Below are 24,083 nucleotides of genomic sequence, written 5' to 3'. Positions count from 1 at the left end.
TTTTTTCAGGAATATTTGACTCTAATGAAAAACCGCTTAATTTTGCATCTCCTTAGAACGAAGAACGCAATGCGGCTCAGAATTCAAGGGAAAACGTTCTGCTAAAATTGATGTTTAGTAGTAGTCGGGGAGATTCCAGAGTGGCCAAATGGGACGGACTGTAACTCCGTTAGCGTAAGCTTTCGAAGGTTCGAATCCTTCTCTCCCCACGGATGATTGAACGAATAGTTGAGGGTTTGAGTAAGCTTTTTAGTTAATTCATTCTTTCAATTATTCATTCTTTCAAAAAGCAAAAGCGGGAGTAGCTCAGTTGGTAGAGCGATAGCCTTCCAAGCTATAGGTCGCGAGTTCGAACCTCGTCTCCCGCTCTTTTGAAGGTATTACAGACTTATGGGTTTAATGGGAAGGAATTTCATTTAGATGGATTTCCTTTTTATTATAAGCAGGGTTTTGAAAATTTAGGAAATTGCAAGCCGACGTAGCTCAGGGGTAGAGTACTTCCTTGGTAAGGAAGGGGTCGTGGGTTCAATTCCCATCGTTGGCTCAAAGTCCGTTACTTGTGCCGAAAGCACAATAATAAACTTAATCGTTTTTAACCTTAATTTAATATCATACAATGGCTAAAGAAACATTTGACCGTTCCAAACCGCACGTAAACATCGGTACAATCGGTCACGTTGACCACGGCAAAACTACCTTGACTGCTGCCATTACTACAGTATTGGCTAAAAAAGGTCTTGCTGCACTACGCGATTTCTCTTCAATTGATAATGCTCCTGAAGAAAAAGAAAGAGGTATTACAATTAACACTTCTCACGTAGAGTATGCAACTGAAAACCGTCACTATGCTCACGTTGACTGCCCTGGTCACGCTGACTACGTGAAAAACATGGTTACAGGTGCTGCGCAGATGGACGGTGCTATTCTTGTAGTTGCTGCTACAGATGGTCCGATGCCACAAACTCGTGAGCACATCCTTCTTGCTCGTCAGGTAGGTGTACCTCAACTTGTAGTGTTCATGAACAAAGTGGACATGGTAGATGACCCAGAGCTTCTTGAGCTTGTTGAGATGGAAATTAGAGAACTTCTTTCTTTCTATGAGTTCGATGGCGATAACATTCCTGTTATCCAGGGTTCGGCTCTTGGTGGATTGAACGGTGATGAGAAATGGGTTAAAACTATCGAGGAATTAATGGATGCAGTAGATAGCTTCATTCCGATTCCAGCTCGTTTAACTGACCTTCCATTCTTGATGCCAGTTGAGGACGTGTTCTCAATTACTGGTCGTGGTACTGTTGCTACAGGCCGTATCGAGCGTGGTGTAATCAACTCTGGTGAGCCAGTAGAAATCCTTGGTATGGGTGCTGAGAACCTTAAGTCTACAGTTACTGGTGTTGAGATGTTCCGTAAGATCCTTGACAGAGGTGAAGCTGGTGACAACGTAGGTCTATTGCTTCGTGGTATTGAGAAAACTGATATCCGTCGTGGTATGGTTATCTGTAAGCCAGGTTCTGTGAAGCCTCACACTGTATTCAAAGCAGAGGTTTACGTTCTTTCTAAAGAAGAAGGTGGACGTCACACTCCATTCTTCAACAAGTACCGTCCACAGTTCTACTTCAGAACTACAGACGTTACTGGAGAGATCAAACTTCCAGAAGGAGTAGAGATGGTTATGCCTGGTGATAACATCACTATTGAAGTAACTCTGATCAACAAAGTAGCCATGGAGAAAGGTCTGCGTTTCGCTATCCGTGAGGGTGGTAGAACTGTAGGTGCTGGCCAGGTAACTGAGATCCTTGACTAATAATTTATTATTCAAACCCGTTTCTGAAAAATAATTTAGGAACGGGTTTGTTTTTAAAATACTTTTGAATAAATTTGCACTCCATTTCAAAAGTGGCGTGCATTTTTTTACGGGTGTAGCTCAATTGGTAGAGTAGTGGTCTCCAAAACCATTGGCTGGGAGTTCGAGTCTCTCCACCCGTGCAATTTCAACCTTTAGTAAGACAAACAATGAGCAAGTTCAAAAGCTATATAGGCGATACAGTTGAGGAGATGAAACAAAGAGTCTCATGGCCGGCTTATGGTGAGTTGCAGAACAGTTCAGTACTTGTGCTGATCGGATCTTTGATATTTGCTCTTGTTATTGGTGCAATGGATTTTGTATTTGATTCTTCACTTTCTTGGTTTTACAACCAATTTTAAGGTAAGTCTATGGCTGATTTAAAATGGTATGTAGTACGCGCGGTTAGTGGTCAGGAGAAAAAAGCGAAAGCTTATCTTGAAAACGAAATTATAAGACAAAATCTTGGAGAATATGTTCCTCAAGTTCTTATACCTGCTGAAAAGGTGTATGAAATGCGGGGAGGTAAAAAGAGAATCAGAGAGCGCAATTTCTTTCCAGGCTATGTTTTAGTTCATGCAGATCTTTCTCATGGTGAAGCAGAACATATTATAATCAGTACACCTGGAGTAATTGGCTTCCTGGGTTCAAATGAAGGTGCGGCTGTTAAAAAGCCTGTTCCTCTTCGCCAATCAGAAGTAAACAGAATTCTGGGTACTGTAGATGAGGCAGAAGAACAAACAGAAGTGCTTGATACGCCATTTATAGTTGGAGAAATGGTGAAAGTGATGGATGGTCCTTTCAGTGGTTTCTCAGGTACTGTTGAAGAGGTGTTTGAAGAGCGTAAGAAGCTTAATGTAATGGTGAAAATATTCGGAAGGAATACACCTGTTGAGCTGAATTATATGCAAGTAGAAAAAGAATCGTAGTAAATATATAAATGGCAAAGGAAATAAAAGGTTACCTGAAACTTCAGGTAAAGGGAGGTGCAGCGAATCCATCGCCACCGATTGGACCTGCACTTGGTTCCAAAGGTCTGAACATCATGGAGTTCTGTAAGCAGTTTAATGCTAGAACACAGGATAAGCCAGGGCAAGTGTTACCAGTTTTAATTACTATCTACACTGATAAGTCTTTTGACTTCGTGATTAAAACTCCACCTGCTCCAATCTTGTTAATGGATGCTGCAAAAATTAAGGTTGGTTCTAAAGAGCCTAACCGTAATAAAGTAGGATCTGTTACTTGGGATCAGATAAAAGAGATCGCAGAAACCAAAATGCCTGATTTAAATGCTTTCAAACTGGAGTCTGCCATGAGAATGGTAGCTGGTACAGCAAGAAGCATGGGTATTACAGTTACTGGTAACGCTCCGTGGAACGAATAATTAGAGTTAAAGGATAATGGCGAAGATAAGTAAAAACAGAAAGGCTGCTTTAGCTAAGGCAGACCTTACAAGAGAATATTCTTTAACAGATGCCGCTTCTGTAGTTAAAGATATCACCTTCACTAAATTTGATGCCTCTGTTGATATCGACGTGCGTTTGGGTGTTGACCCACGTAAGGCTGATCAAATGGTGCGTGGTATCGTAACACTGCCTCATGGAACTGGTAAAGAAGTAAAAGTATTGGCGCTTGTAACTCCTGACAAAGAGCAGGAAGCTAAAGATGCCGGTGCTGACTACGTTGGCCTAGACGACTATATCCAGAAAATCGAAAAAGGCTGGACAGATGTTGATGTTATCATTACGATGCCTGCTGTAATGGCTAAAGTTGGCCGTTTAGGTAGAATTTTAGGGCCTCGTAACCTGATGCCAAATCCAAAATCTGGTACAGTTACGCAAGATGTAGCTAAGGCTGTTAAAGAAGTTAAAGCTGGTAAAATCGACTTTAAAGTTGATAAGACTGGTATTATTCATACAAGCGTTGGTAAAGTTTCTTTCTCTGCCGACCAACTTGCTGCAAATGCTGCTGAGGTTATTCAGACCCTTAACAAACTGAAGCCTTCATCTGCAAAGGGTACTTATATTAAGAGTATAACATTGTCGAGCACAATGAGCCCTGCCGTAATCGTTGACAAGAATTCAGCTATCTAAGAACATGACCAGGGAAGAAAAAGAGATAATCATAAGAGAACTGACTGAGAGGTTCGCTACAACGAACTACTTCTACATCACAGACGCTTCAACAATGTCTGTAGCAAGCATCAACCAGTTCAGAAGATTGTGCTTCGACAGAGGTATAGACTATAAAGTATATAAGAATTCACTTATTAAAAAAGCACTAGAAACTATAGACGCTGATACGTCAGCTCTTAATGGTGTTTTAAAAGGTGCTTCTGGAATCTTATTCTCTGCTGAAGCTGGTAATGCACCTGCTAAACTAATTAAAGAATTCAGAAAAAGAGGAAATCAGCTTCCATTACTGAAAGGTGCATACATTGATGCTGGTATTTACATTGGCGATAACCAATTAGATACACTTACCAACATCAAGTCTAAAAATGAACTTATCGGTGATATCATCGGTTTACTTCAGTCGCCTGCTAAGAATGTTGTTTCTGCACTTCAGAGCAGCGGTGGTAAACTGGCAGGTATCCTGAAAACTTTGTCAGAGAAAGAATAATTTTAAAAACGTAATCAATAAGTAACTTTTAATTTCAATAAAATGGCAGATTTGAAAGCATTCGCTGAGCAGTTAGTAAATTTAACTGTGAAAGAAGTTAATGAACTAGCTACAATTCTTAAGGACGAATACGGTATCGAGCCAGCTGCTGCTGCTCCAGTAATGGTTGCTGGTGGTGGTGCTGCTGAAGGAGGAGCTGCTGCAGAAGAAAAAACTTCTTTTGACGTAATCCTTAAGTCAGCAGGTGCCTCTAAATTAGCAGTTGTTAAACTGGTAAAAGAGTTAACTGGTCTTGGCTTGAAAGAAGCTAAAGAACTGGTAGACGGCGCTCCTAAGCCTTTGAAAGAAGGTGTTGCGAAAGACGAAGCCGATTCACTGAAGAAATCTTTAGAAGAAGCTGGTGCTGAAGTAGAGGTTAAATAATCTCACTGAACCAACATACCGAGAACAGGTAGACCTGGCAATTTCGTCAGGTCTTTTCCTGTTTGTATATGGATTCAATTTTGAATCCTTTTTTGCCGTCAGATTGGTCCATTTTCTGATGGTTTGTAACAGATTGTAAACGTTAAAATTCCAGGGCTTTGGCTAAGAATAAAACGACAGAGCGAATCAATTTTGCCTCTATTAATCCTGTAATCGACTATCCTGACTTCCTTGATGTACAGTTGCAGTCGTTCCAGGACTTTTTCCAGCTGGAAACACCAGCTGAAAATAGAGCACAGGAAGGCTTGTTCAAGGTTTTTGCCGAGAACTTTCCAATCTCTGATTCTCGAGAAAACTTCGTGTTGGAGTTCATCGATTATCATATAGATCCACCGAAATACTCTGTAGATGAATGTATCGACAGAGGTTTAACATATTCTGTTCCTTTAAAGGCAAAGCTTCGTCTGATCTGTAACGATGAGGACAATGAAGACTTTGAAACAATTGAACAAGAAGTTTTCCTGGGTAACATCCCATACATGACTGAAAAAGGCTCCTTCGTTATTAATGGAGCTGAACGTGTTATTGTATCTCAGTTACACAGATCACCAGGTGTATTCTTTGCACAAAGTAAGCATACGAATGGTACTAAATTATATTCTGCCAGAATTATTCCTTTCAAGGGATCTTGGGTAGAGTTTGCTACAGACGTTAACAACGTAATGTATGCTTACATCGACCGTAAGAAGAAATTCCCTGTAACAACGCTATTACGTGCTATCGGTTATGGTACGGATAAAGACATCTTGGATCTGTTTGGTCTTTCAGAAGAAGTACCAGCTACTCCGGAAAACCTGAAAAGCGTTGCTGGTAGAAGACTCGCGGCACGTGTTTTAAAAACATGGACAGAAGACTTTGTTGATGAGGATACAGGTGAAGTTGTTTCGATAGACAGAAACGAAGTTCTGTTAGAGCGTGATTCTGAAATTACTTCTGATGACATAAGCGTTATTTTAGATTCTGGTGTGCAGTCTATCATTTTGCACCGTGAGAATGTAAACATAGCGGATTATGCTATTATATATAACACCTTACAAAAAGATAACTCTAACTCTGAGAAAGAAGCTGTAGAGCAGATTTACCGTCAGCTTCGTAACACAGAGGCTCCGGATGAAGAAACAGCACGAGATATTATTCAAAAGCTTTTCTTCTCTGACAAGCGTTATGATTTAGGTGAAGTTGGTCGTTATAGAATCAACAAAAAGCTTGGTCTTGATACAAACTGGCATGCAAAGGTTTTAACAAACGAAGACATTGTTCTTATTGTGAAATACCTGATCGGCCTGATCAACTCTAAAGCTGTTGTGGATGATATTGACCATTTGAGCAATCGCCGTGTAAGAACAGTAGGAGAGCAGCTATATGCGCAGTTTGGTGTTGGTCTGGCTCGTATGGCCCGAACTATCAAAGAGCGTATGAACGTTCGTGATAACGAAGATTTCAAGCCTGTTGATCTAATCAACGCGCGTACTTTATCTTCTGTTATCAACTCCTTCTTCGGAACAAACCAGCTTTCTCAATTCATGGACCAGACAAACCCTCTGGCAGAGATCACGCACAAGCGTCGTGTATCAGCCTTAGGACCCGGTGGTCTTTCCAGAGAGCGTGCAGGTTTCGAGGTACGTGACGTACACTATACTCACTATGGCCGTTTATGTACAATTGAAACACCGGAAGGTCCGAACATTGGTCTGATATCTTCTCTTTGCGTTCACGCTCGTGTAAACCACATGGGCTTTATCGAAACACCTTACCGTAAAGTAAACGAAGGTGTCGTAGAAATGAGTGGCGCTGTAGAATATCTAACAGCTGAAGAAGAGGATACACACCACATTGCTCAGGCTAATGCCATTATAGACGAGTCAGGTAATTTTATCAACCCGACTGTTAAAGGACGTTTCGAAGGTGACTTCCCTGTGGAGAAACCAGAAACATATACTTATATGGACGTTGCTCCGAACCAGATTGTATCGGTTGCGGCTTCGTTGATTCCATTCCTGGAGCACGACGATGCTAACCGTGCACTGATGGGATCGAACATGCAACGTCAGGCTGTACCTCTTTTAAAACCAGAAGCACCAATTGTTGGTACTGGTTTGGAAAGAAGAGCTGCCATCGACTCAAGAGCACTGGTTATTGCTGAAGGTGATGGAGAAATTCATTATGTGGATGCTAACAGGATTATTGTAAAGTATGACCTGACTGACGAAGAAAAACTTGTTTCTTTCGATGCAGAGTATGTTACTTATGAAATGATCAAGTTCAGAAGAACTAACCAGGACACCAGTATCAACCTGACTCCTATTGTGAAAAAGGGTGAGCGTGTAGTAAAAGGCCAGCCGCTTTGCGAAGGTTATGCAACAAACCAGGGAGAACTTGCTATCGGTAGAAATATGCAGGTAGCGTTCATGCCTTGGCAAGGATATAACTTTGAGGATGCTATTGTAATTTCTGAGCGTGTAGTACGCGAAGACATATTTACTTCTATTCACATTGAAGAGTTTGAGCTGGAAGTTCGTGAAACAAAACGTGGTGAGGAGGAATTAACTTCTGAAATCCCGAACGTAAGCGAAGAAGCAGTTAAAAACCTGGATGAGAATGGTATCATCCGTATAGGTGCTGAGGTACGCGAAGGAGATATTCTGATTGGTAAGATTACTCCTAAAGGAGAAACTGATCCGACTCCGGAAGAAAAACTTTTACGAGCAATCTTCGGCGACAAAGCAGGAGATGTGAAAGATGCATCGCTTAAAGCGCCACCTTCATTAAATGGTGTTGTTATTGATACTAAACTTTTCTCAAGACCTAAGAAAGACAAAAACCTTCGTGCTAAGTCTAAAAAAGAGGTTGAAGAGCTGAAAGTTAAATACTCTAAAGATCTTACAGCTATTAAAAATGTGATGGTTGATAAGCTTGTTAACTTGCTTGATGGCAAGACTACAAACGGCGTAAGACATAAATTCGGCGATGAGATCTTAACAAAGGGAGCTAAGTTCTCCAGAAAAAATATCATAGAAGCACTGTTCCCTGAGAAGAACCCATACAAGGACGAAAGTAACTATGCGGTTCCTGAGGAAGTGAATATGTTCAAAGATCTGATTCTGGAAAACTGGACAAACGACGAGCAAACGAACTCAATGTTGGTACAGCTTGTTAAGAACTATAACAAGCGCCGCAACATTACATCTGCACATTTCAAACGTGAGCGATTCACATTAGAGGTAGGAGATGAGTTACCAGCTGGTATCGTACAGTTAGCCAAAGTATACATTGCTAAAAAGCGTAAGCTTAAAGTAGGTGATAAAATGGCTGGTCGTCACGGTAACAAAGGTGTAGTTGCCCGTATCGTGCGTGAAGAAGATATGCCATTCCTGGAAGATGGCACACCAATGGATATTGTACTGAATCCGCTGGGTGTACCTTCAAGGATGAACATTGGTCAGATTTACGAAACCGTACTTGGTTGGGCCGGAAAAAAATTAGGTAGAACTTATGCTACTCCGATTTTTGATGGTGCAACAGAGGATCAAGTTTCTGCGGAACTGGCTGAGGCAGGTCTTCCGAAGTTTGGCCGTTCTTACCTGTACGACGGTTTAACAGGTGATCGCTTTGATCAGCCGGTAACAGTAGGTGTGATTTACATGCTGAAGCTGGGCCACTTGGTAGACGATAAAATGCACGCCCGTTCAATCGGACCATACTCACTTATTACGCAGCAGCCGCTTGGTGGTAAAGCACAATTCGGTGGTCAGCGTTTCGGTGAGATGGAGGTGTGGGCGCTTGAGGCATTCGGTGCATCAAACGTTCTGCAAGAAATTCTTACAGTAAAATCAGATGATGTGATTGGCCGTGCAAAAGCCTATGAGGCGATTGTAAAAGGCGATGTATTGCCTAAACCAAATATCCCTGAATCATTCAATGTATTGATTCACGAGTTAAGAGGTTTGGCTCTCGAAATTACATTAGAATAATAAAGTAAATGCTAAGCGCTTTGGTTAACTCCGAAGCGCTTAGCGCACTTTATACTGTTAAGCTGTAAAGCATATCATTGTATCGACATTATTATAATAATATGGCATTTGCAAAAAATAAAAAATTAACTCAGGACTTCTCTAAAGTAACGATAAGCCTTGCTTCGCCAGAGTCGATTCTGGAGCGTTCTAATGGAGAGGTAACAAAGCCTGAGACCATAAACTATAGAACCTATAAGCCTGAGATGGGTGGTTTATTCTGCGAAAGAATATTCGGACCTGTGAAGGACTGGGAATGCCACTGCGGAAAATATAAAAGAATCAGATATAAAGGCATTATCTGCGACCGTTGCGGCGTAGAGGTGACTGAGAAAAAAGTGCGTCGTGAGCGTATGGGCCATATTGAGCTTGTAGTTCCGGTAGCACATATCTGGTACTTTAAATCGCTTCCGAACAAAATAGGTTATCTGTTAGGCTTACCAACAAAGAAGCTCGACCAGATCATCTACTACGAGAGATATGTAGTTATTCAACCAGGTATTCTGGCAGAAGACGGTGTTAATAACCTGGACTTCTTAACAGAAGATGAGTACCTGGATATGATTGATAAGCTCCCACGTGAGAACCAGTTGCTGGATAACAACGATCCAAACAAGTTCATCGCGAAAATGGGTGCTGAAGCATTACAAATGTTGCTGGAGCGTACGAACCTTGACGATCTGTCTTATGAACTTCGTCATGCTGCTGCACATGAAACTTCTCAGCAACGTAAGGCAGAAGCGTTAAAGCGTCTGCGTGTAGTAGAAGCTTTCCGTGATGCTGCAACAAGAATTGAAAACAGACCGGAGTGGATGATTATCCGCATGGTACCTGTTATTCCACCAGAGCTTCGCCCACTTGTTCCCTTGGATGGTGGTCGTTTCGCAACTTCTGATTTGAACGACCTTTACAGACGTGTAATTATCCGTAACAACCGTCTGAAGCGTCTGATCGAAATTAAAGCGCCTGAAGTAATTCTTCGTAACGAGAAGCGTATGCTGCAGGAAGCGGTAGACTCTCTGTTTGACAACTCACGTAAAGTGAACGCTGTTCGTGCAGAAGGTAACCGTGCGTTGAAATCACTTTCTGACATGTTAAAAGGTAAGCAGGGACGTTTCCGTCAGAACTTACTTGGTAAGCGTGTTGATTACTCCGGCCGTTCTGTAATTGTGGTTGGTCCTGAACTGAAGCTGCACGAGTGTGGTCTGCCTAAGAACATGGCAGCTGAGCTCTTTAAGCCGTTCATCATCCGCAAGCTGATCGAAAGAGGCATTGTGAAGACTGTGAAGTCAGCTAAGAAAATAGTAGACCGTAAGGACCCTGTTGTTTGGGATATCCTGGAGAACGTGCTGAAAGGCCACCCAGTGCTCCTTAACCGTGCTCCTACGCTCCACAGGTTAGGTATTCAGGCATTCCAGCCAAAACTGATCGAAGGTAAGGCTATCCAGCTGCACCCACTGGTGTGTACTGCGTTCAACGCCGACTTTGACGGTGACCAGATGGCGGTGCACGTTCCTCTGGGACCTGCTGCTGTACTGGAAGCTTCTATGCTGATGCTTGCTTCGCACAACATCCTGAACCCTGCCAACGGTGCTCCTATTGCGGTACCTTCTCAGGACATGGTACTTGGTCTGTATTATGTATCAAAGGGAAAGCGTAGCACAGAAAATGAAAAAATTGCTGGTGAAGGCATGAGCTTTTACTCTGCAGAAGAAGTTATCATTGCTATTAATGAAGGACGTCTTTCTAAGCAGGCTTACATTAAAGTAAGAGTAAAGGTAAAAGACGAGAAAGGCGAGCTTGTTACAAAGTTAATCGAAACAGTAGCTGGCCGTGTGCTTTTCAATCAGTTTGTACCAGAAGAAGTAGGATATATAGATGAACTGCTTACGAAGAAAAAACTTCAGCAGATCATTTCGCGCGTGTTCAAAGAAACAGGAATGGCGCGTACTGCTCACTTCTTAGATGATATCAAAACTCTTGGATTCCAGTCGGCCTATAAAGGTGGTCTGTCAATGGGTCTTGGAGATATCAATATACCAGCTGAAAAAGATGCTCTGGTTGAACAGGCTAAAAGAGAAGTAGATGCTGTATGGCAGAACTACTCAATGGGTCTGATCACAGATAACGAGCGTTACAACCAGGTGATTGATATCTGGACTCGTATCAACAACCAAATCACTGAAACGTTGATGCGTCGTCTGGAAAATGATGATCAGGGCTTTAACTCGATCTTCATGATGATGCACTCAGGTGCCCGTGGTTCTAGAGAGCAGATTCGTCAGTTAGGTGGTATGAGGGGTCTGATGGCGAAACCTCAGAAATCGCTTCAGGGGTCAGTAGGTGAGATTATAGAAAACCCAATCCTTTCAAACTTTAAGGAAGGTCTGGATGTAATCGAGTACTTCATCTCTACACACGGTGCTCGTAAAGGTCTTGCTGATACAGCGCTTAAAACTGCGGATGCCGGTTACCTGACTCGTCGTCTGGTAGACGTTTCGCAGGACGTTATTGTGAACGAAGAAGACTGCGGTACACTACGTGGTCTGGAAGTAAGCGCACTGAAGGACAACGAGGATATTGTGGAGTCACTGTCTGAGCGTATCCTGGGCCGTGTAACAGTACATGATGTGTTCGATCCTATTACAAATGAACTGATTGTAGAGTCAGGTTCAGAAGTAACAGAAGAAATTGCACGTGCTATTGAAGCAACAGCTATCGAGACAGTAGAGATCCGTTCAGTATTAACCTGTGAATCTAAGCGTGGTATTTGTGCTAAATGCTATGGCCGTAACTTGGCAACAGGCTTTATGGTGCAGAAAGGTGAGGCTGTTGGTGTAATTGCAGCACAATCTATCGGTGAGCCAGGTACACAGTTAACACTTCGTACATTCCACGTGGGTGGTACTGCCTCTAACATTGCTGTTGATGCAACAATTAAAGCAAAATTCGGAGGTAGAATAGAGTTTGAAGATGTTCGTACAATTGAAACGATCAATAATGAAGGTGAACCTGTTAAAGTAGTAATGGGTCGTTCTGGTGAAATAAAGATTGTTGACGTAGCTACTGGGAAAGTATTTATCAGTAACCACGTTCCTTACGGATCTTTCATCAGCGTTAATGATGGACAATTAGTAGAAAAAGGTGATCAAATCTGTAGCTGGGATCCATATAATGCGGTTATACTTTCTGAATTCGATGGTGAGGTCTCTTACGAATCGATTATCGAAGGTATCACATACCGTGAGGAGTCCGATGAGCAGACAGGTTACCGTGAAAAAGTTATTATTGATACCAAAGATAAGACACAAAACCCTGCTATAGTTGTTAATCCGAAGAATGGCGAACCGAAAGGCTATAATATTCCGGTAGGAGCACACTTAACAGTAGAGAATGGTGAGAAAATCAAAGCCGGGCAAATCCTGGTGAAGATACCTCGTGCAATTGGTAAAACAAGAGACATTACAGGTGGTCTGCCACGGGTAACGGAATTGTTCGAAGCCAGAAACCCTTCTAACCCGGCAGTTGTGTCAGAAATTGATGGTGTTGTAACATATGGCAGCGTGAAGCGTGGTAATCGTGAAATTTACATTGAGTCGAAAGACGGTGTGAAGAAAAAATACATGGTGCCGCTTTCCAAGCACATCCTGGTACAGGACAATGACTTCGTACGTGCAGGTATGCCATTATCTGACGGTGCAATTACACCAACAGATATCTTAAATATTCAAGGCCCGGGTGCTGTACAAGAATACCTGGTAAATGAAATTCAGGAGGTATACCGTCTGCAAGGTGTGAAAATCAATGATAAGCACATCGAGGTAGTTGTTCGTCAGATGATGCAGAAAGTTGTTATCATTGATGCTGGTGATACAAGCTTCCTGGAACACCAGGTAGTTGATAAAGTGAACTTCATGGAAGAAAACGACAGGATCATCGACATGAAAGTGGTGGAAGATGCTGGAGATTCTGTGAACCTGAAGCCAGGTCAGATTGTAACGGCAAGAAGGCTGAGAGATGAAAACTCCAGCTTAAAACGTCGTGATATGAAACTGGTAACAGTACGTGATGCGTCACCAGCTGTATCAAGACCAACGTTGCAGGGTATTACCCAAGCTTCATTAGGTACGCAAAGCTTTATTTCAGCGGCATCATTCCAGGAAACAACTAAAGTACTGAGCGAGGCTGCCATCAAAGGTAAGGCAGATGAATTGCTAGGCTTGAAAGAAAACGTAATAGTAGGTCATCTGATTCCGGCAGGTACAGGCTTAAGAGAGTATCAAAAGCTGATTGTAGGAAATCAGGAAGAATACGATTCGCTGGTAGAGTCAAAGAAAACCTCTACAAGATCAAGACAGCAGGAGTATCAGAACAGATAATTTAAGTGGCAGTGGAAAAGCAAAATCAGATAAATATCGAGCTGACAGAGGAAGTGGCAGAGGGGGAGTATGTAAACCTTGCCATGATAGCGCATTCAAGCAGCGAATTTGTCATAGATTTTATTAAACTCATGCCAGGACTGCCTAAAGCAAAAGTAAAATCAAGAGTAGTTATCACGCCGGAGCATGCCAAAAGATTATTGGCTGCTCTGGCTGATAATATTCAAAAATTTGAGGAAAGCTTTGGGGAGATAAAACAAGCACAAGACGCTCCATCATTCCCAATGAACTTTGGGGGAACCATGGGACAAGCTTAAGGTGCTAATAATTAATGAATTAAAATTTTGATATTGCAAACCAATTTGTATACCTTTGCAATCCGAAATTTTGAGTGGAAAAAATCTATAATTAACAGATTGTAAATGCCTACTATACAGCAATTAGTAAGAAAAGGAAGAGAGAAATTAACATCAAAATCAAAATCTCCTGCCTTAGATTCATGCCCACAGCGCCGTGGAGTATGCACCAGAGTATATACAACTACTCCTAAGAAGCCAAACTCTGCCATGCGTAAAGTAGCAAGGGTAAGGTTAACGAACGGAAAAGAGGTGAATGCTTATATCCCTGGTGAAGGACACAACCTTCAGGAACACTCCATTGTGTTGATCAGAGGTGGTAGAGTAAAAGACCTTCCAGGTGTACGTTACCATATTGTACGCGGTGCATTGGATACTGCCGGTGTTAACGGAAGATTACAAAGCCGTTCTAAATACGGTGCTAAAAGACCAAAGCCAGGCCAGGCTCCAGCAGCTGCAGGTAAAGGCGGTAAGAAAAGATAATAGATAGAGTTATATAATACAATGAGAAAAGCAAAGCCTAAAAGTAGAGTTCTCCTTCCGGATCCAAAATACAAAGAAACGTTAGTAACACGCTTCGTGAACTACCTGATGGTAGACGGAAAGAAGAGTATTGCTTACGGAATATTCTATGATGCTGTAGAACTAGTAGAGCAAAGAACGAAAGAGAACGGTCTTGAAACTTGGAAAAAAGCATTGAACAATGTGATGCCAAGCGTAGAGGTAAAAAGCCGCCGTGTAGGTGGTGCTACTTTCCAAGTGCCGACTGAGGTTCGTCCGGACCGCAGAGTATCTCTGGGCATTAAATGGATGATTTCTTACGCTCGTAAAAGAGGTGAGAAAACAATGAAAGACAAATTAGCTGGCGAAATAATCGCAGCTGCAAAAGGTGAAGGTGCGGCCGTTAAGAAAAAAGACGATACGCACAGAATGGCAGAGGCAAACAAAGCATTCTCACACTTTAGATTTTAATTAATGGCAAGGGATTTAAAATTCACAAGAAATATTGGTATTGCCGCTCACATCGATGCTGGTAAAACAACAACGACGGAGCGTATTTTATACTATGCTGGAGTAAGCCACAAAATCGGTGAGGTTCACGATGGAGCTGCAACGATGGACTGGATGGAGCAGGAGCAGGAAAGAGGTATTACTATTACTTCTGCTGCGACAACAGTTAGCTGGCCTTACAGAGGTGATAACTACCATATCAACATCATCGATACTCCCGGACACGTTGACTTTACAGTAGAAGTTAACCGTTCTCTTCGTGTATTAGATGGTCTGGTGTTTTTGTTTAGTGCAGTAGATGGCGTAGAGCCACAATCTGAAACTAACTGGAGACTTGCTGATAACTACAAAGTAGCTCGTATTGGTTTCGTAAACAAAATGGACCGTTCCGGTGCTGACTTCCTTGCTGTATGTAAGCAGGTGAAAGAAATGCTGGGAAGTAATGCAGTTGCTCTGCAGTTACCAATCGGTGCAGAAGATAACTTTAAAGGTGTAGTTGATCTGGTAAATAACCGTGGAATTATCTGGAATGAAGAAGATAAAGGTATGACCTTTACAGAAGTTCCAATTCCGGATGACATGGTTGAAGAAGCTGCAGAATACAGAGAAAAACTTCTGGAAGCAGTGGCAGAGTACGATGAAACTTTAATGGAGAAGTATTTCGAAGATCCGGATTCAATTTCTGAAGATGAAATCTTAGCTGCTTTACGTGCTGCAACTATAGATATGGCCATTGTGCCGATGCTTTGTGGCTCTTCTTTCAAAAACAAAGGTGTACAAACAATGCTTGACTATGTGATGGCGCTTTGCCCTTCACCTCTGGATAAAGAGAGCATTGTAGGAACAAACCCTGACACTGGTGCTGAAGTTGCGCGTAAGCCAAGCGAAAGCGAACCATTTGCAGGACTTGCCTTTAAAATTGCTACTGACCCTTACGTAGGTCGTTTATGCTTTGTTAGAGCTTATTCTGGTGTACTGGAATCTGGTTCTTATACATTCAACACACGTTCAGGTAACAAAGAGCGTATATCCCGTATCTTCCAGATGCATGCTAACAAGCAGAATCAAATCGAGAGATTATCTGCTGGTGACATCGCTGCGGTAGTAGGATTTAAAGACATCAAAACCGGAGATACACTTTGCGATCAAAATGCTAAGATCGTATTGGAGTCTATGGAGTTCCCAGAGCCGGTTATTGGATATGCTATCGAGCCTAAAACTCAGGCTGACTCAGATAAAATGGGTATGGCTATTGCTAAACTCGTTGAAGAGGATCCAACACTTCAGGTAAACACTGACGAGGAAACTGGTCAGACGATTTTAAGAGGTATGGGTGAGCTTCACCTGGAGATCATTATCGACAGGATGAAGAGAGAGTTTAAAGTTGAGTTGAACCAAGGTGCACCTCAGGTTGCTTACAAAGAAACAATCACTAAAACTGTTGAACACCGTGAGGTATTCAAGAAGCAGTCTGGTGGTCGTGGTAAGTTCGCTGACATCGTGTTCAATATGGGACCACGCGACGACGACAAGCAAGGGCTTCTGTTCGAAAATGCAATTGTAGGTGGTGTAATTCCTAAAGAATTCATTCCGGCTATTCAGAAAGGTTTTGAAGAGGCTATGAAGAATGGTATTCTGGCAGGTTTCCCACTTGACTCTATGAAAGTGCGATTGTTCCATGGCTCTTTCCACGATGTTGACTCTGATTCACTTTCATTTGAATTAGCTGCACGCCAAGGTTTCAAAGAAGCTGGAAAACAATGCGCTCCTAAACTTCTTGAGCCAATTATGGCTGTTGACGTTGTTACGCCGGATGAATATACTGGTCCTGTAACTGGTGACTTGAACAGAAGAAGAGGTATCATGAAAGGTATGGATACGAAAGGAACTTCAACAGTTGTTAAAGCTGATGTTCCACTTTCAGAATTGTTCGGTTACGTAACAGATCTACGAACTATCACATCAGGTAGAGCTACAGCTTCTCTTACTTTCTCTCACTACGAGCAAGTACCACAGAACTTAGCAGATGGCATTATTGCAAAATTAAAAGGAACTGCAGCTAAATAGTAGTAAAATAATGAATCAGAAAATTAGAATTAAGCTTAAGTCTTACGACCATAACCTGGTAGACAAATCTTCTGAGAAGATTGTAAAAGCTGTGAAAGCTACTGGTGCTATCGTAAGCGGACCAATTCCTCTTCCAACAGAGAAAGATAAATTTACAGTATTGCGCTCACCACACGTAAATAAAAAATCACGTGAGCAGTTCCAGCTTTGCACATACAAAAGACTAGTTGATATTTACTCAACCAGCTCTAAAACAGTAGATGCACTTATGAAGCTTGAACTTCCAAGTGGTGTAGATGTAGAGATCAAAGTTTGATAAAACAGATCTAAGTATATAAAAAAAGAGAACTGAGAAATCAGTTCTCTTTTTTTATAACTGCATGGTTTAGAAATATTTTAGAAGAAAGTTGCAAAGAGAAATATTAATTCATTATCTTTGCACTCCCTTAGCAAAACTGAGGGCTTAAATATTTATATCCATCTTTTAAAAAACAAGTTGAATGCCTGGAATTATCGGTAAAAAAATCGGAATGACAAGCCTCTTCACTACAGATGGTAAATACACTCCTGTAACGCTTATCCAAGCTGGGCCATGTGTAGTTACTCAGGTGAAGACGGTTGAGACTGATGGCTACGCAGCTGTACAGCTTGGCTACGGTGAAAAGAAGTTAAAGAGAACTACTAAAGCCGAAGCTGGTCACTTTAAAAAAGCTAATACGTCACCTAAGAAAAAGGTTGCCGAATTTGATGTAGAAGGTATCAATCCTTCTCTTGGTGAAGTTATAGATGTAAATCTGTTCATAGAAGGAGAGTACATCGATGTAGTAGGTACATCAAAAGGTAAAGGTTTCCAAGGTGTTGTAAAACGCCACAACTTTGCCGGTGTTGGCGGACAAACTCACGGTCAGCACAACAGGGCAAGACACCCTGGATCTATTGGTGCTTGTTCTTGGCCTTCAAGAGTATTCAAAGGAATGCGCATGGCAGGTAGAATGGGTGGTAACAGAGTAAAAGTTCAGAACTTAACTGTGTTACGTGTTATTGCAGATAAAAACCTTTTGGTAGTTAGTGGCTCCGTACCTGGTGCCAAAAATTCTTACGTGTTAATTGAGAAATAAAATGGAGCTTTCTGTATTGAATATCAAAGGTGAAGATACAGGTAGAAAGGTTACCCTTTCTGATGCTGTATTTGGTTTAGAGCCAAATGAGCATGCGATGTATCTTGACGTGAAGCAGTACCTGGCTAATCAAAGACAGGGAACGCACAAATCTAAAGAAAGAAACGAAGTAGCTGGTTCTACAAAGAAAATCAAGAAACAAAAAGGTACAGGCGGAGCCCGTGCAGGTAGCTTAAAAGCACCATTGTTTGTTGGTGGTGGTAGAGTATTTGGTCCTAGACCAAGAAACTATAGCTTCAAGTTGAACAAAAAGTTGAAGAACGTAGCTCGTTTATCAGCTCTTTCTCTTTTAGCACGTGATAATAAAGTGGCTTTAGTAGAGGCAATTAACTTAGATACTCCTAAGACAAAAGACTTTATTGCCATTTTAAATAATATTCAGGCTACTGGAAAAACACTTATTGTTACTTCTGGTGTAAATCAGAATGTAGTGTTATCTAGCAGAAACATACCAAAGGTAAAAGTTTCTACAGCAAGTGATATTAATACTTATGATCTGCTAAATACTGAGAAATTAGTATTGGTAGAAGATTCAGTTAATGTTTTAGAAAACCTCTTTAGCGCAAAATAATGAACGTTCTTAAAAGACCGCTTGTAACAGAAAAATATGCTGCCTTAAACGAGGTTGGAAAGTATGCTTTCGAGGTTGAAAGAAAAGCCAATAAAGTAGAAATCAAAAAGGCAGTTGAAAAACAGTATGGTGTTACTGTTGAAAAAGTAGCAACCATCAGAACTCAAGGAAAACTGAAAAGCAAGTACACAAAATCAGGTGCAGTATCTGGTCGTACAGCTTCCATGAAAAAAGCAATTGTAACCCTGAAAGAGGGTGAAGTTATAGACTTTTACAGCGGTATATAATTAATTAGAAATGGCTTTAAAAAAGTTAAGACCAACAACACCAGGTCAAAGATTTAGAGTAGCTCCAGCTTTTGATGAAATCACAGCTTCTACTCCAGAGAAATCTTTGTTGGCACCATTATCAAAATCTGGTGGACGTAACAATTCTGGTAGAATGACAATGCGCTATATAGGCGGTGGTCATAAAAGAAAATACAGAATTATTGATTTCAAGCGTACTAAGCATGGTGTTCCTGCTACAGTAAAAACAATTGAGTACGATCCGAACAGAACTGCTCGTATTGCTCTTGTATTTTATGTAGACGGTACGAAAAGCTATATCATAGCTCCAGCTGGTCTGCAAGTAGGTACTCAAATTATGTCAGGCCCTGGAATTGCTCCAGAAGTAGGAAATTGCCTGCCATTATCAGATATTCCTCTAGGTACTATTATCCACAATATCGAGCTGCAACCAGGAAACGGTGCTGTTTTAGCAAGAAGTGCAGGTTCATATGCTCAGCTAGTTGCAAGAGAAGGCCGCTATGCTACTATTAAGCTTCCTTCAGGTGAGCTACGAATGGTATTGGTTAACTGTTATGCAACAGTAGGAACTGTTTCTAATGCCGACCACATGAACGTTAAGCTAGGTAAAGCTGGTCGTAACAGATGGTTAGGCAAGCGTCCACGTGTAAGAGGTGTAGCCATGAACCCAGTTGATCACCCTATGGGTGGTGGTGAAGGTAAGTCTTCAGGCGGTCACCCTCGTTCACGCAAAGGCTTATATGCTAAAGGCCTTAAAACTAGAAACAAGAATAAGTATTCTGAGAAACTTATAGTTAATAGAGGAAAGAAGAAATAAGAAATGGCTAGATCATTAAAAAAAGGGCCTTATATTGACTATAGGCTCGAGAAAAAAGTAGCTGTTCTGAATGAATCAGGAAAGAAATCTGTAGTAAAGACATGGTCTCGCAGATCAATGATTTCTCCTGATTTTGTTGGACATACATTTGCAGTACACAACGGGAATAAATTCATACCGGTTTATGTTACTGAAAACATGGTTGGACACAAATTAGGTGAATTTGCTCCAACCAGAAACTTCAGAGGTCATATTGCTAAAAAAGATAAAGGCAAGCGTTAAGATGGAAGCAGTAGCAAAATTAAGAAATGTGCCTACTTCTCCTCGTAAGATGAGATTAGTGGCAGGCTTAGTACGCGGTAAAAGCGTTTCTAGAGCTTTAGGGTTACTTAAGTTCGAGCCTAACTCTGGCGCTGCTAAAATTGAAAAGCTATTATTATCAGCTTTAGCAAACTGGCAGCAGAAGAACGAAGACGAAAGAGTAGAAGATGCAAACCTTTATATCAAAGAAATCTTTGTTGATGAAGGTAAAATGTTGAAGCGTCTTCGTCCGGCTCCTCAAGGCCGTGGTCATCGTATCAGAAAGAGATCAAACCATGTGACAGTTGTTATCGACAGCATGACTGAAGAGCAACTAGAGCAGAAATCAAAGAAATCTAACAAAGCCAACAAGTAAGAAATGGGACAGAAAGTAAATCCAATCGGTTTTCGACTAGGAGTTATCAAAGGATGGGATTCTAACTGGTATGGCGGTAAAGATTTCGCTGATAAACTGATCGAAGACGAGAAAATCAGAAAATATATACTTGCGCGTATTCCTAAAGGCGGTATTTCTAAAATCATTATCGAAAGAACCCTTAAGCGCATCACTATTACTGTTAATACTGCCAGACCAGGTGTTGTTATCGGTAAAGGTGGCCAGGAAGTAGATAAAATTAAGGAAGAGCTTAAAAAACTTACAAACAAGGATGTTCAAATTAACATCTTTGAAATTAAGCGTCCTGAACTAGATGCTAAATTAGTTGGAGAGTCTATTGCTCAACAATTACAGGCTCGTATCTCCTTCCGTCGCGCTATGAAGCAAGCTATTGCTTCTGCTTTACGTGTTGGTGCCGAAGGTATTAAAGTGCAGGTGTCAGGTCGTCTTGGTGGTGCTGAGATGGCAAGAACAGAGCATTATAAAGAAGGAAGAACTCCTCTTCATACACTTCGTGCCGACATCGACTATGCATTATCTGAAGCTCAGACAGTGTATGGTAAACTTGGAATTAAAGTATGGATCTTCAGAGGTGAAGTTTATGGTAAAAAAGATCTTACTCCAAATGCCGGTTTAGAAAGCAAAGGACCTGGTGCATCAGGTGGTGGTAATGAAAGACGTGGTGGCAATGACAGACGCGGTGGCAACCGAAACAAAAAATCGGATGGTGTCGGTGGTCAGAAGCGCAACAATAAGCCACGTCAATAATTGTTTGTTAACATTATTAAGTTTTAGAAAATGTTACAGCCTAAAAGGACTAAATATAGAAAAATGCAAAAAGGCCGTGTGAAAGGTCTGGCTCATAGAGGCAGTACTATTTCATTTGGTTCCTTTGCAATCAAATCACTTGAAGCATCATGGATCACAAGCCGTCAGATTGAGTCTGCACGTATTGCCATGACAAGAGCCATGAAACGTGAGGGTCAGGTGTGGATCCGCATATTCCCTGACAAGCCTGTTACGAAAAAGCCTGCTGAGGTTCGTATGGGTAAAGGTAAGGGTTCTCCTGAGTATTGGGTAGCCGTTGTAAAACCTGGTACAATCATGTTTGAGTCTGATGGTGTTCCTTTGGAAGTTGCAAAAGAGTCGTTGCGTTTAGCTGCTCAGAAGCTTCCTGTTAAAACAAAATTTGTAGTACGTAGAGATTACGTTGAGAAATAGTATATGAAAAATTCAGAGATAAAAGCTTTGTCTTTAGAAGAACTGAAAGAAAGGCTTAACACTGAGAGCTCCAACATGCAAAACCTGCGTTTTGCGCATGCTATATCTCCGTTGGAGAATCCGATGAAAATTCGTGAGACTAAGAAGGCGATTGCTCGCCTGAACACAGAGATACGTCGTCGTGAAATTGAAGCTAACTCTTAATAGTCATTAAATCATGCAAGAGAGAAATCTTAGAAAAGAAAGAAGTGGTAAGGTTGTTAGCAACAAAATGGACAAGTCTATCACTGTGCTTGTAGAAAGCAGAATGAAGCACCCGATCTACGGTAAATTCGTTAGCAAGTCTACAAAATTCATGGCTCACGACGAGAAAAATGAGTGCAACATCGGTGATACGGTACGCATTCAGGAGACACGTCCGCTTAGCAAAAATAAAAACTGGCGTTTAGTAGAAATCATAGAAAGGGCGAAGTAAAATGATACAGCAGGAATCAAGATTATCTGTAGCTGATAATAGTGGAGCAAAAGAAGTTCTTTGCATCCGCGTATTAGGTGGTACAGGAAAGAAATATGCTTCTATCGGTGATAGAATCGTAGTAACTGTAAAATCAGCCCTTTCTTCTGGAAACGTTAAGAAAGGAACTGTTTCTAAAGCAGTTATCGTTAGAACAAAAAAAGAAATCAGAAGAAAAGACGGTTCTTATATCCGTTTCGATGATAATGCCGCAGTATTGTTAAATGCTAACAATGAACCACGTGGTACTCGTATTTTCGGACCGGTAGCACGTGAACTTCGTGAAAAGCAGTTCATGAAAATTGTTTCGTTAGCTCCTGAAGTTCTTTAACCCTAATTCAGAAATTACAAGATGAATAAGAAAAAACTTCATGTTAAAACTGGCGATACTGTTAAAGTGATTGCTGGTGATGAGCGCGGCAAAACAGGCCGCATCACAGCTGTTAATATCGAGAAGCAGAAAGTAGTAATAGAAGGATTAAACCTGGTAACTAAGCATACCAAGCCTAGTGCAAAAAATCCTCAAGGTGGTATCTCAAAAATAGAGGCACCTATCCATGCTAGTAATGTAATGCTAGTAGATGCTAAAGGAGAGACTACTAAAACTGGCAGAAGAAAAAACAGCGAAGGTAAATCAGAGCGTTATTCTAAAAAAACAGGAGAAGTAATCTAAGATGGCTACTACAAGATTTAAAGAAAAATATCAGTCAGAGGTAGTGCCTGCCCTGAAAGAGAAATTCCAGTATAAAAACGTAATGCAGGTTCCTAAACTGACTAAGATCTCTATCAATAAAGGTATAGGTGCTGCAGTAGCTGACAAAAAGCTTGTTGATATTGGTGTTGATGAATTAACAACTATCACAGGACAGAAAGCAGTTGCAACCATTGCTAAGAAATCTGTTTCTAACTTCAAACTTCGTGAAGGCATGCCAATTGGAGCACGCGTTACCTTGAGAGGAGAGAGAATGTATGAGTTCTTGGACCGTCTTTTAACTATCGCCCTTCCACGTGTACGTGACTTCAGAGGTGTTAGTGATAAAGGTTTCGATGGCAGAGGAAACTACACGCTTGGTGTAAAAGAGCAAATCATTTTCCCTGAAATCAGTATTGATAAAATTAAAGCCATTAGTGGTATGGATATCACTTTCGTAACGACAGCTAAAACGGACGAAGAAAGTTACGAACTGCTGAGAGCTTTTGGTATGCCTTTCACTAATATTAAGAAATAAGAAAAATGGCGAAAGAAGCAATTAAAGCAAGAGAGCTTAAAAGACAGAAACTGGTAGCAAAATATGCTGCTAAAAGAGCTGAACTGAAAGCAAAAGGAGATTACGAAGGACTTGATAAACTTCCAAAAAACGCTTCTCCTGTTAGACTACACAACCGTTGCAAATTAACTGGCAGACCACGTGGTTACATGAGAAAGTTCGGTATATCACGTGTTACTTTCAGAGAATTAGCATCAGCTGGTAAAATTCCTGGTGTTACAAAAGCAAGCTGGTAATTTTTTCTTCTTGTAGTAAGAAAGAACAAAAGATATTTGTATCTTTGCGGCTCGCTTATTAAAAAGCATTCATTATTTAAGTGATTCATAATGAACACAGATCCAATAGCAGATTATTTAACTAGAGTGCGTAACGCTATCAAGGCTAACCACAGAGTAGTTGAAATACCATCTAGCAACTTAAAAAAAGAGATAACTAAAGTACTGTACAATAAGGGGTACATCCAGAGCTATAAGTTCGATGACTCTACAGTACAGGGCACAATTAAAATTGCCCTTAAGTATAACCCAGCCACAAAGCAGCCTGCTATTGTGAAGCTTGAGAGGGTTAGTACGCCAGGTCTACGTAAATATGCCGGTCATGATAATCTTCCGCGTGTATTGAATGGTTTAGGCGTGGCTATCTTGTCTACATCTAAAGGTGTAATGACAGAGAAAGAAGCAAAGTCACTTAATGTGGGTGGCGAAGTATTATGTTACGTTTATTAATAGGAGGATAGAC

General features: G+C 41.2%; 29 protein-coding genes and 4 tRNA genes. All 33 read left to right on the top strand.

Features of this window, described 5'->3' with window-relative positions:
- Positions 1–126 precede the first annotated feature (126 nt).
- A tRNA-Tyr gene (locus C1N53_RS14530) sits at positions 127–209 on the top strand.
- A gap of 86 nt (positions 210–295) precedes the next feature.
- Positions 296–368, top strand: a tRNA-Gly gene (locus C1N53_RS14525).
- A gap of 104 nt (positions 369–472) precedes the next feature.
- Positions 473–544, top strand: a tRNA-Thr gene (locus C1N53_RS14520).
- 72 nt (positions 545–616) lie between these two features.
- Positions 617–1,804: an elongation factor Tu gene (tuf, locus tag C1N53_RS14515; RefSeq protein WP_137759994.1), complete on the top strand. Its 1,188-nt coding sequence runs from the start codon at positions 617–619 to the stop codon at positions 1,802–1,804.
- 109 nt (positions 1,805–1,913) lie between these two features.
- A tRNA-Trp gene (locus C1N53_RS14510) sits at positions 1,914–1,986 on the top strand.
- 27 nt (positions 1,987–2,013) lie between these two features.
- Positions 2,014–2,205, top strand: coding sequence for a preprotein translocase subunit SecE (gene secE, locus C1N53_RS14505; protein WP_137759993.1), 192 nt, complete (start codon positions 2,014–2,016; stop codon positions 2,203–2,205).
- 9 nt (positions 2,206–2,214) lie between these two features.
- Positions 2,215–2,772, top strand: a complete 558-nt coding sequence (gene nusG, locus C1N53_RS14500; protein ID WP_137759992.1) for a transcription termination/antitermination protein NusG — start codon at positions 2,215–2,217, stop codon at positions 2,770–2,772.
- Positions 2,773–2,783: 11 nt separating this feature from the next.
- Positions 2,784–3,227 carry a 50S ribosomal protein L11 gene (rplK, locus tag C1N53_RS14495; RefSeq protein ID WP_137759991.1) on the top strand — a complete coding sequence of 148 codons (444 nt, stop codon included), beginning with the start codon at positions 2,784–2,786 and terminating at the stop codon, positions 3,225–3,227.
- Positions 3,228–3,243: 16 nt separating this feature from the next.
- Positions 3,244–3,936 carry a 50S ribosomal protein L1 gene (gene rplA / locus C1N53_RS14490; protein ID WP_137759990.1) on the top strand — a complete coding sequence of 231 codons (693 nt, stop codon included), beginning with the start codon at positions 3,244–3,246 and terminating at the stop codon, positions 3,934–3,936.
- Between the two features lie 4 nt (positions 3,937–3,940).
- Positions 3,941–4,465, top strand: coding sequence for a 50S ribosomal protein L10 (rplJ, locus tag C1N53_RS14485; protein WP_137759989.1), 525 nt, complete (start codon positions 3,941–3,943; stop codon positions 4,463–4,465).
- A gap of 42 nt (positions 4,466–4,507) precedes the next feature.
- A complete protein-coding gene (rplL, locus tag C1N53_RS14480) occupies positions 4,508–4,888 on the top strand; it encodes a 50S ribosomal protein L7/L12 (RefSeq protein ID WP_137759988.1) in 381 nt (126 codons plus the stop codon).
- Between the two features lie 158 nt (positions 4,889–5,046).
- Positions 5,047–8,919, top strand: coding sequence for a DNA-directed RNA polymerase subunit beta (gene rpoB, locus C1N53_RS14475; RefSeq protein WP_137759987.1), 3,873 nt, complete (start codon positions 5,047–5,049; stop codon positions 8,917–8,919).
- 101 nt (positions 8,920–9,020) lie between these two features.
- On the top strand, positions 9,021–13,337 hold the full coding sequence (gene rpoC, locus C1N53_RS14470) for a DNA-directed RNA polymerase subunit beta' (RefSeq protein WP_137759986.1): 4,317 nt from the start codon (positions 9,021–9,023) through the stop codon (positions 13,335–13,337).
- Between the two features lie 11 nt (positions 13,338–13,348).
- Positions 13,349–13,654, top strand: coding sequence for a DUF3467 domain-containing protein (locus tag C1N53_RS14465; protein ID WP_240773231.1), 306 nt, complete (start codon positions 13,349–13,351; stop codon positions 13,652–13,654).
- Positions 13,655–13,759: 105 nt separating this feature from the next.
- A complete protein-coding gene (gene rpsL / locus C1N53_RS14460) occupies positions 13,760–14,176 on the top strand; it encodes a 30S ribosomal protein S12 (protein ID WP_137759984.1) in 417 nt (138 codons plus the stop codon).
- Positions 14,177–14,197: 21 nt separating this feature from the next.
- Positions 14,198–14,665, top strand: a complete 468-nt coding sequence (rpsG, locus tag C1N53_RS14455) for a 30S ribosomal protein S7 (protein ID WP_137759983.1) — start codon at positions 14,198–14,200, stop codon at positions 14,663–14,665.
- Between the two features lie 3 nt (positions 14,666–14,668).
- Entirely contained in the window at positions 14,669–16,771 is a 2,103-nt protein-coding gene (fusA, locus tag C1N53_RS14450) for an elongation factor G (RefSeq protein ID WP_137759982.1), read from the top strand.
- Between the two features lie 10 nt (positions 16,772–16,781).
- Positions 16,782–17,087, top strand: coding sequence for a 30S ribosomal protein S10 (rpsJ, locus tag C1N53_RS14445; protein ID WP_007654312.1), 306 nt, complete (start codon positions 16,782–16,784; stop codon positions 17,085–17,087).
- Between the two features lie 184 nt (positions 17,088–17,271).
- The gene (gene rplC, locus C1N53_RS14440; protein WP_137759981.1) at positions 17,272–17,889 is read left to right on the top strand and encodes a 50S ribosomal protein L3; all 618 of its coding nucleotides are present in this window, start codon (positions 17,272–17,274) and stop codon (positions 17,887–17,889) included.
- A gap of 1 nt (position 17,890) precedes the next feature.
- Positions 17,891–18,520: a 50S ribosomal protein L4 gene (gene rplD, locus C1N53_RS14435; protein ID WP_137759980.1), complete on the top strand. Its 630-nt coding sequence runs from the start codon at positions 17,891–17,893 to the stop codon at positions 18,518–18,520.
- Positions 18,520–18,807: a 50S ribosomal protein L23 gene (rplW, locus tag C1N53_RS14430; protein ID WP_137759979.1), complete on the top strand. Its 288-nt coding sequence runs from the start codon at positions 18,520–18,522 to the stop codon at positions 18,805–18,807. Before rplD ends, rplW begins: the two co-directional genes overlap by 1 nt.
- A gap of 10 nt (positions 18,808–18,817) precedes the next feature.
- Positions 18,818–19,645 (top strand): 50S ribosomal protein L2, encoded by an 828-nt coding sequence (gene rplB / locus C1N53_RS14425; RefSeq protein ID WP_137759978.1) that lies wholly within the window; start codon positions 18,818–18,820, stop codon positions 19,643–19,645.
- Positions 19,646–19,648: 3 nt separating this feature from the next.
- Positions 19,649–19,927, top strand: coding sequence for a 30S ribosomal protein S19 (gene rpsS, locus C1N53_RS14420; RefSeq protein ID WP_137759977.1), 279 nt, complete (start codon positions 19,649–19,651; stop codon positions 19,925–19,927).
- Position 19,928: 1 nt separating this feature from the next.
- Entirely contained in the window at positions 19,929–20,321 is a 393-nt protein-coding gene (rplV, locus tag C1N53_RS14415; protein WP_137759976.1) for a 50S ribosomal protein L22, read from the top strand.
- A gap of 3 nt (positions 20,322–20,324) precedes the next feature.
- Positions 20,325–21,110 (top strand): 30S ribosomal protein S3, encoded by a 786-nt coding sequence (gene rpsC / locus C1N53_RS14410; RefSeq protein ID WP_137759975.1) that lies wholly within the window; start codon positions 20,325–20,327, stop codon positions 21,108–21,110.
- Positions 21,111–21,140: 30 nt separating this feature from the next.
- Positions 21,141–21,563, top strand: a complete 423-nt coding sequence (rplP, locus tag C1N53_RS14405) for a 50S ribosomal protein L16 (RefSeq protein WP_137759974.1) — start codon at positions 21,141–21,143, stop codon at positions 21,561–21,563.
- Positions 21,564–21,566: 3 nt separating this feature from the next.
- Positions 21,567–21,767, top strand: coding sequence for a 50S ribosomal protein L29 (gene rpmC, locus C1N53_RS14400; protein WP_137759973.1), 201 nt, complete (start codon positions 21,567–21,569; stop codon positions 21,765–21,767).
- Between the two features lie 13 nt (positions 21,768–21,780).
- The gene (rpsQ, locus tag C1N53_RS14395) at positions 21,781–22,038 is read left to right on the top strand and encodes a 30S ribosomal protein S17 (RefSeq protein ID WP_137759972.1); all 258 of its coding nucleotides are present in this window, start codon (positions 21,781–21,783) and stop codon (positions 22,036–22,038) included.
- A 1-nt stretch (position 22,039) separates the two neighbouring features.
- The gene (gene rplN, locus C1N53_RS14390) at positions 22,040–22,408 is read left to right on the top strand and encodes a 50S ribosomal protein L14 (RefSeq protein WP_137759971.1); all 369 of its coding nucleotides are present in this window, start codon (positions 22,040–22,042) and stop codon (positions 22,406–22,408) included.
- Between the two features lie 21 nt (positions 22,409–22,429).
- The gene (gene rplX, locus C1N53_RS14385) at positions 22,430–22,750 is read left to right on the top strand and encodes a 50S ribosomal protein L24 (protein WP_137759970.1); all 321 of its coding nucleotides are present in this window, start codon (positions 22,430–22,432) and stop codon (positions 22,748–22,750) included.
- 1 nt (position 22,751) lies between these two features.
- The gene (rplE, locus tag C1N53_RS14380; protein WP_137759969.1) at positions 22,752–23,306 is read left to right on the top strand and encodes a 50S ribosomal protein L5; all 555 of its coding nucleotides are present in this window, start codon (positions 22,752–22,754) and stop codon (positions 23,304–23,306) included.
- A 5-nt stretch (positions 23,307–23,311) separates the two neighbouring features.
- Positions 23,312–23,581, top strand: a complete 270-nt coding sequence (gene rpsN, locus C1N53_RS14375; RefSeq protein WP_137759968.1) for a 30S ribosomal protein S14 — start codon at positions 23,312–23,314, stop codon at positions 23,579–23,581.
- 90 nt (positions 23,582–23,671) lie between these two features.
- Positions 23,672–24,070: a 30S ribosomal protein S8 gene (gene rpsH, locus C1N53_RS14370; protein ID WP_137759967.1), complete on the top strand. Its 399-nt coding sequence runs from the start codon at positions 23,672–23,674 to the stop codon at positions 24,068–24,070.
- The last annotated feature ends 13 nt before the right edge of the window (positions 24,071–24,083 follow it).

The organism is Pontibacter sp. SGAir0037, assembly GCF_005491705.1.
Lineage (GTDB): Bacteria > Bacteroidota > Bacteroidia > Cytophagales > Hymenobacteraceae > Pontibacter.
Note: the sequence above shows the minus strand (reverse complement) of the source record. Positions and strands in the feature narration are given on the sequence as shown.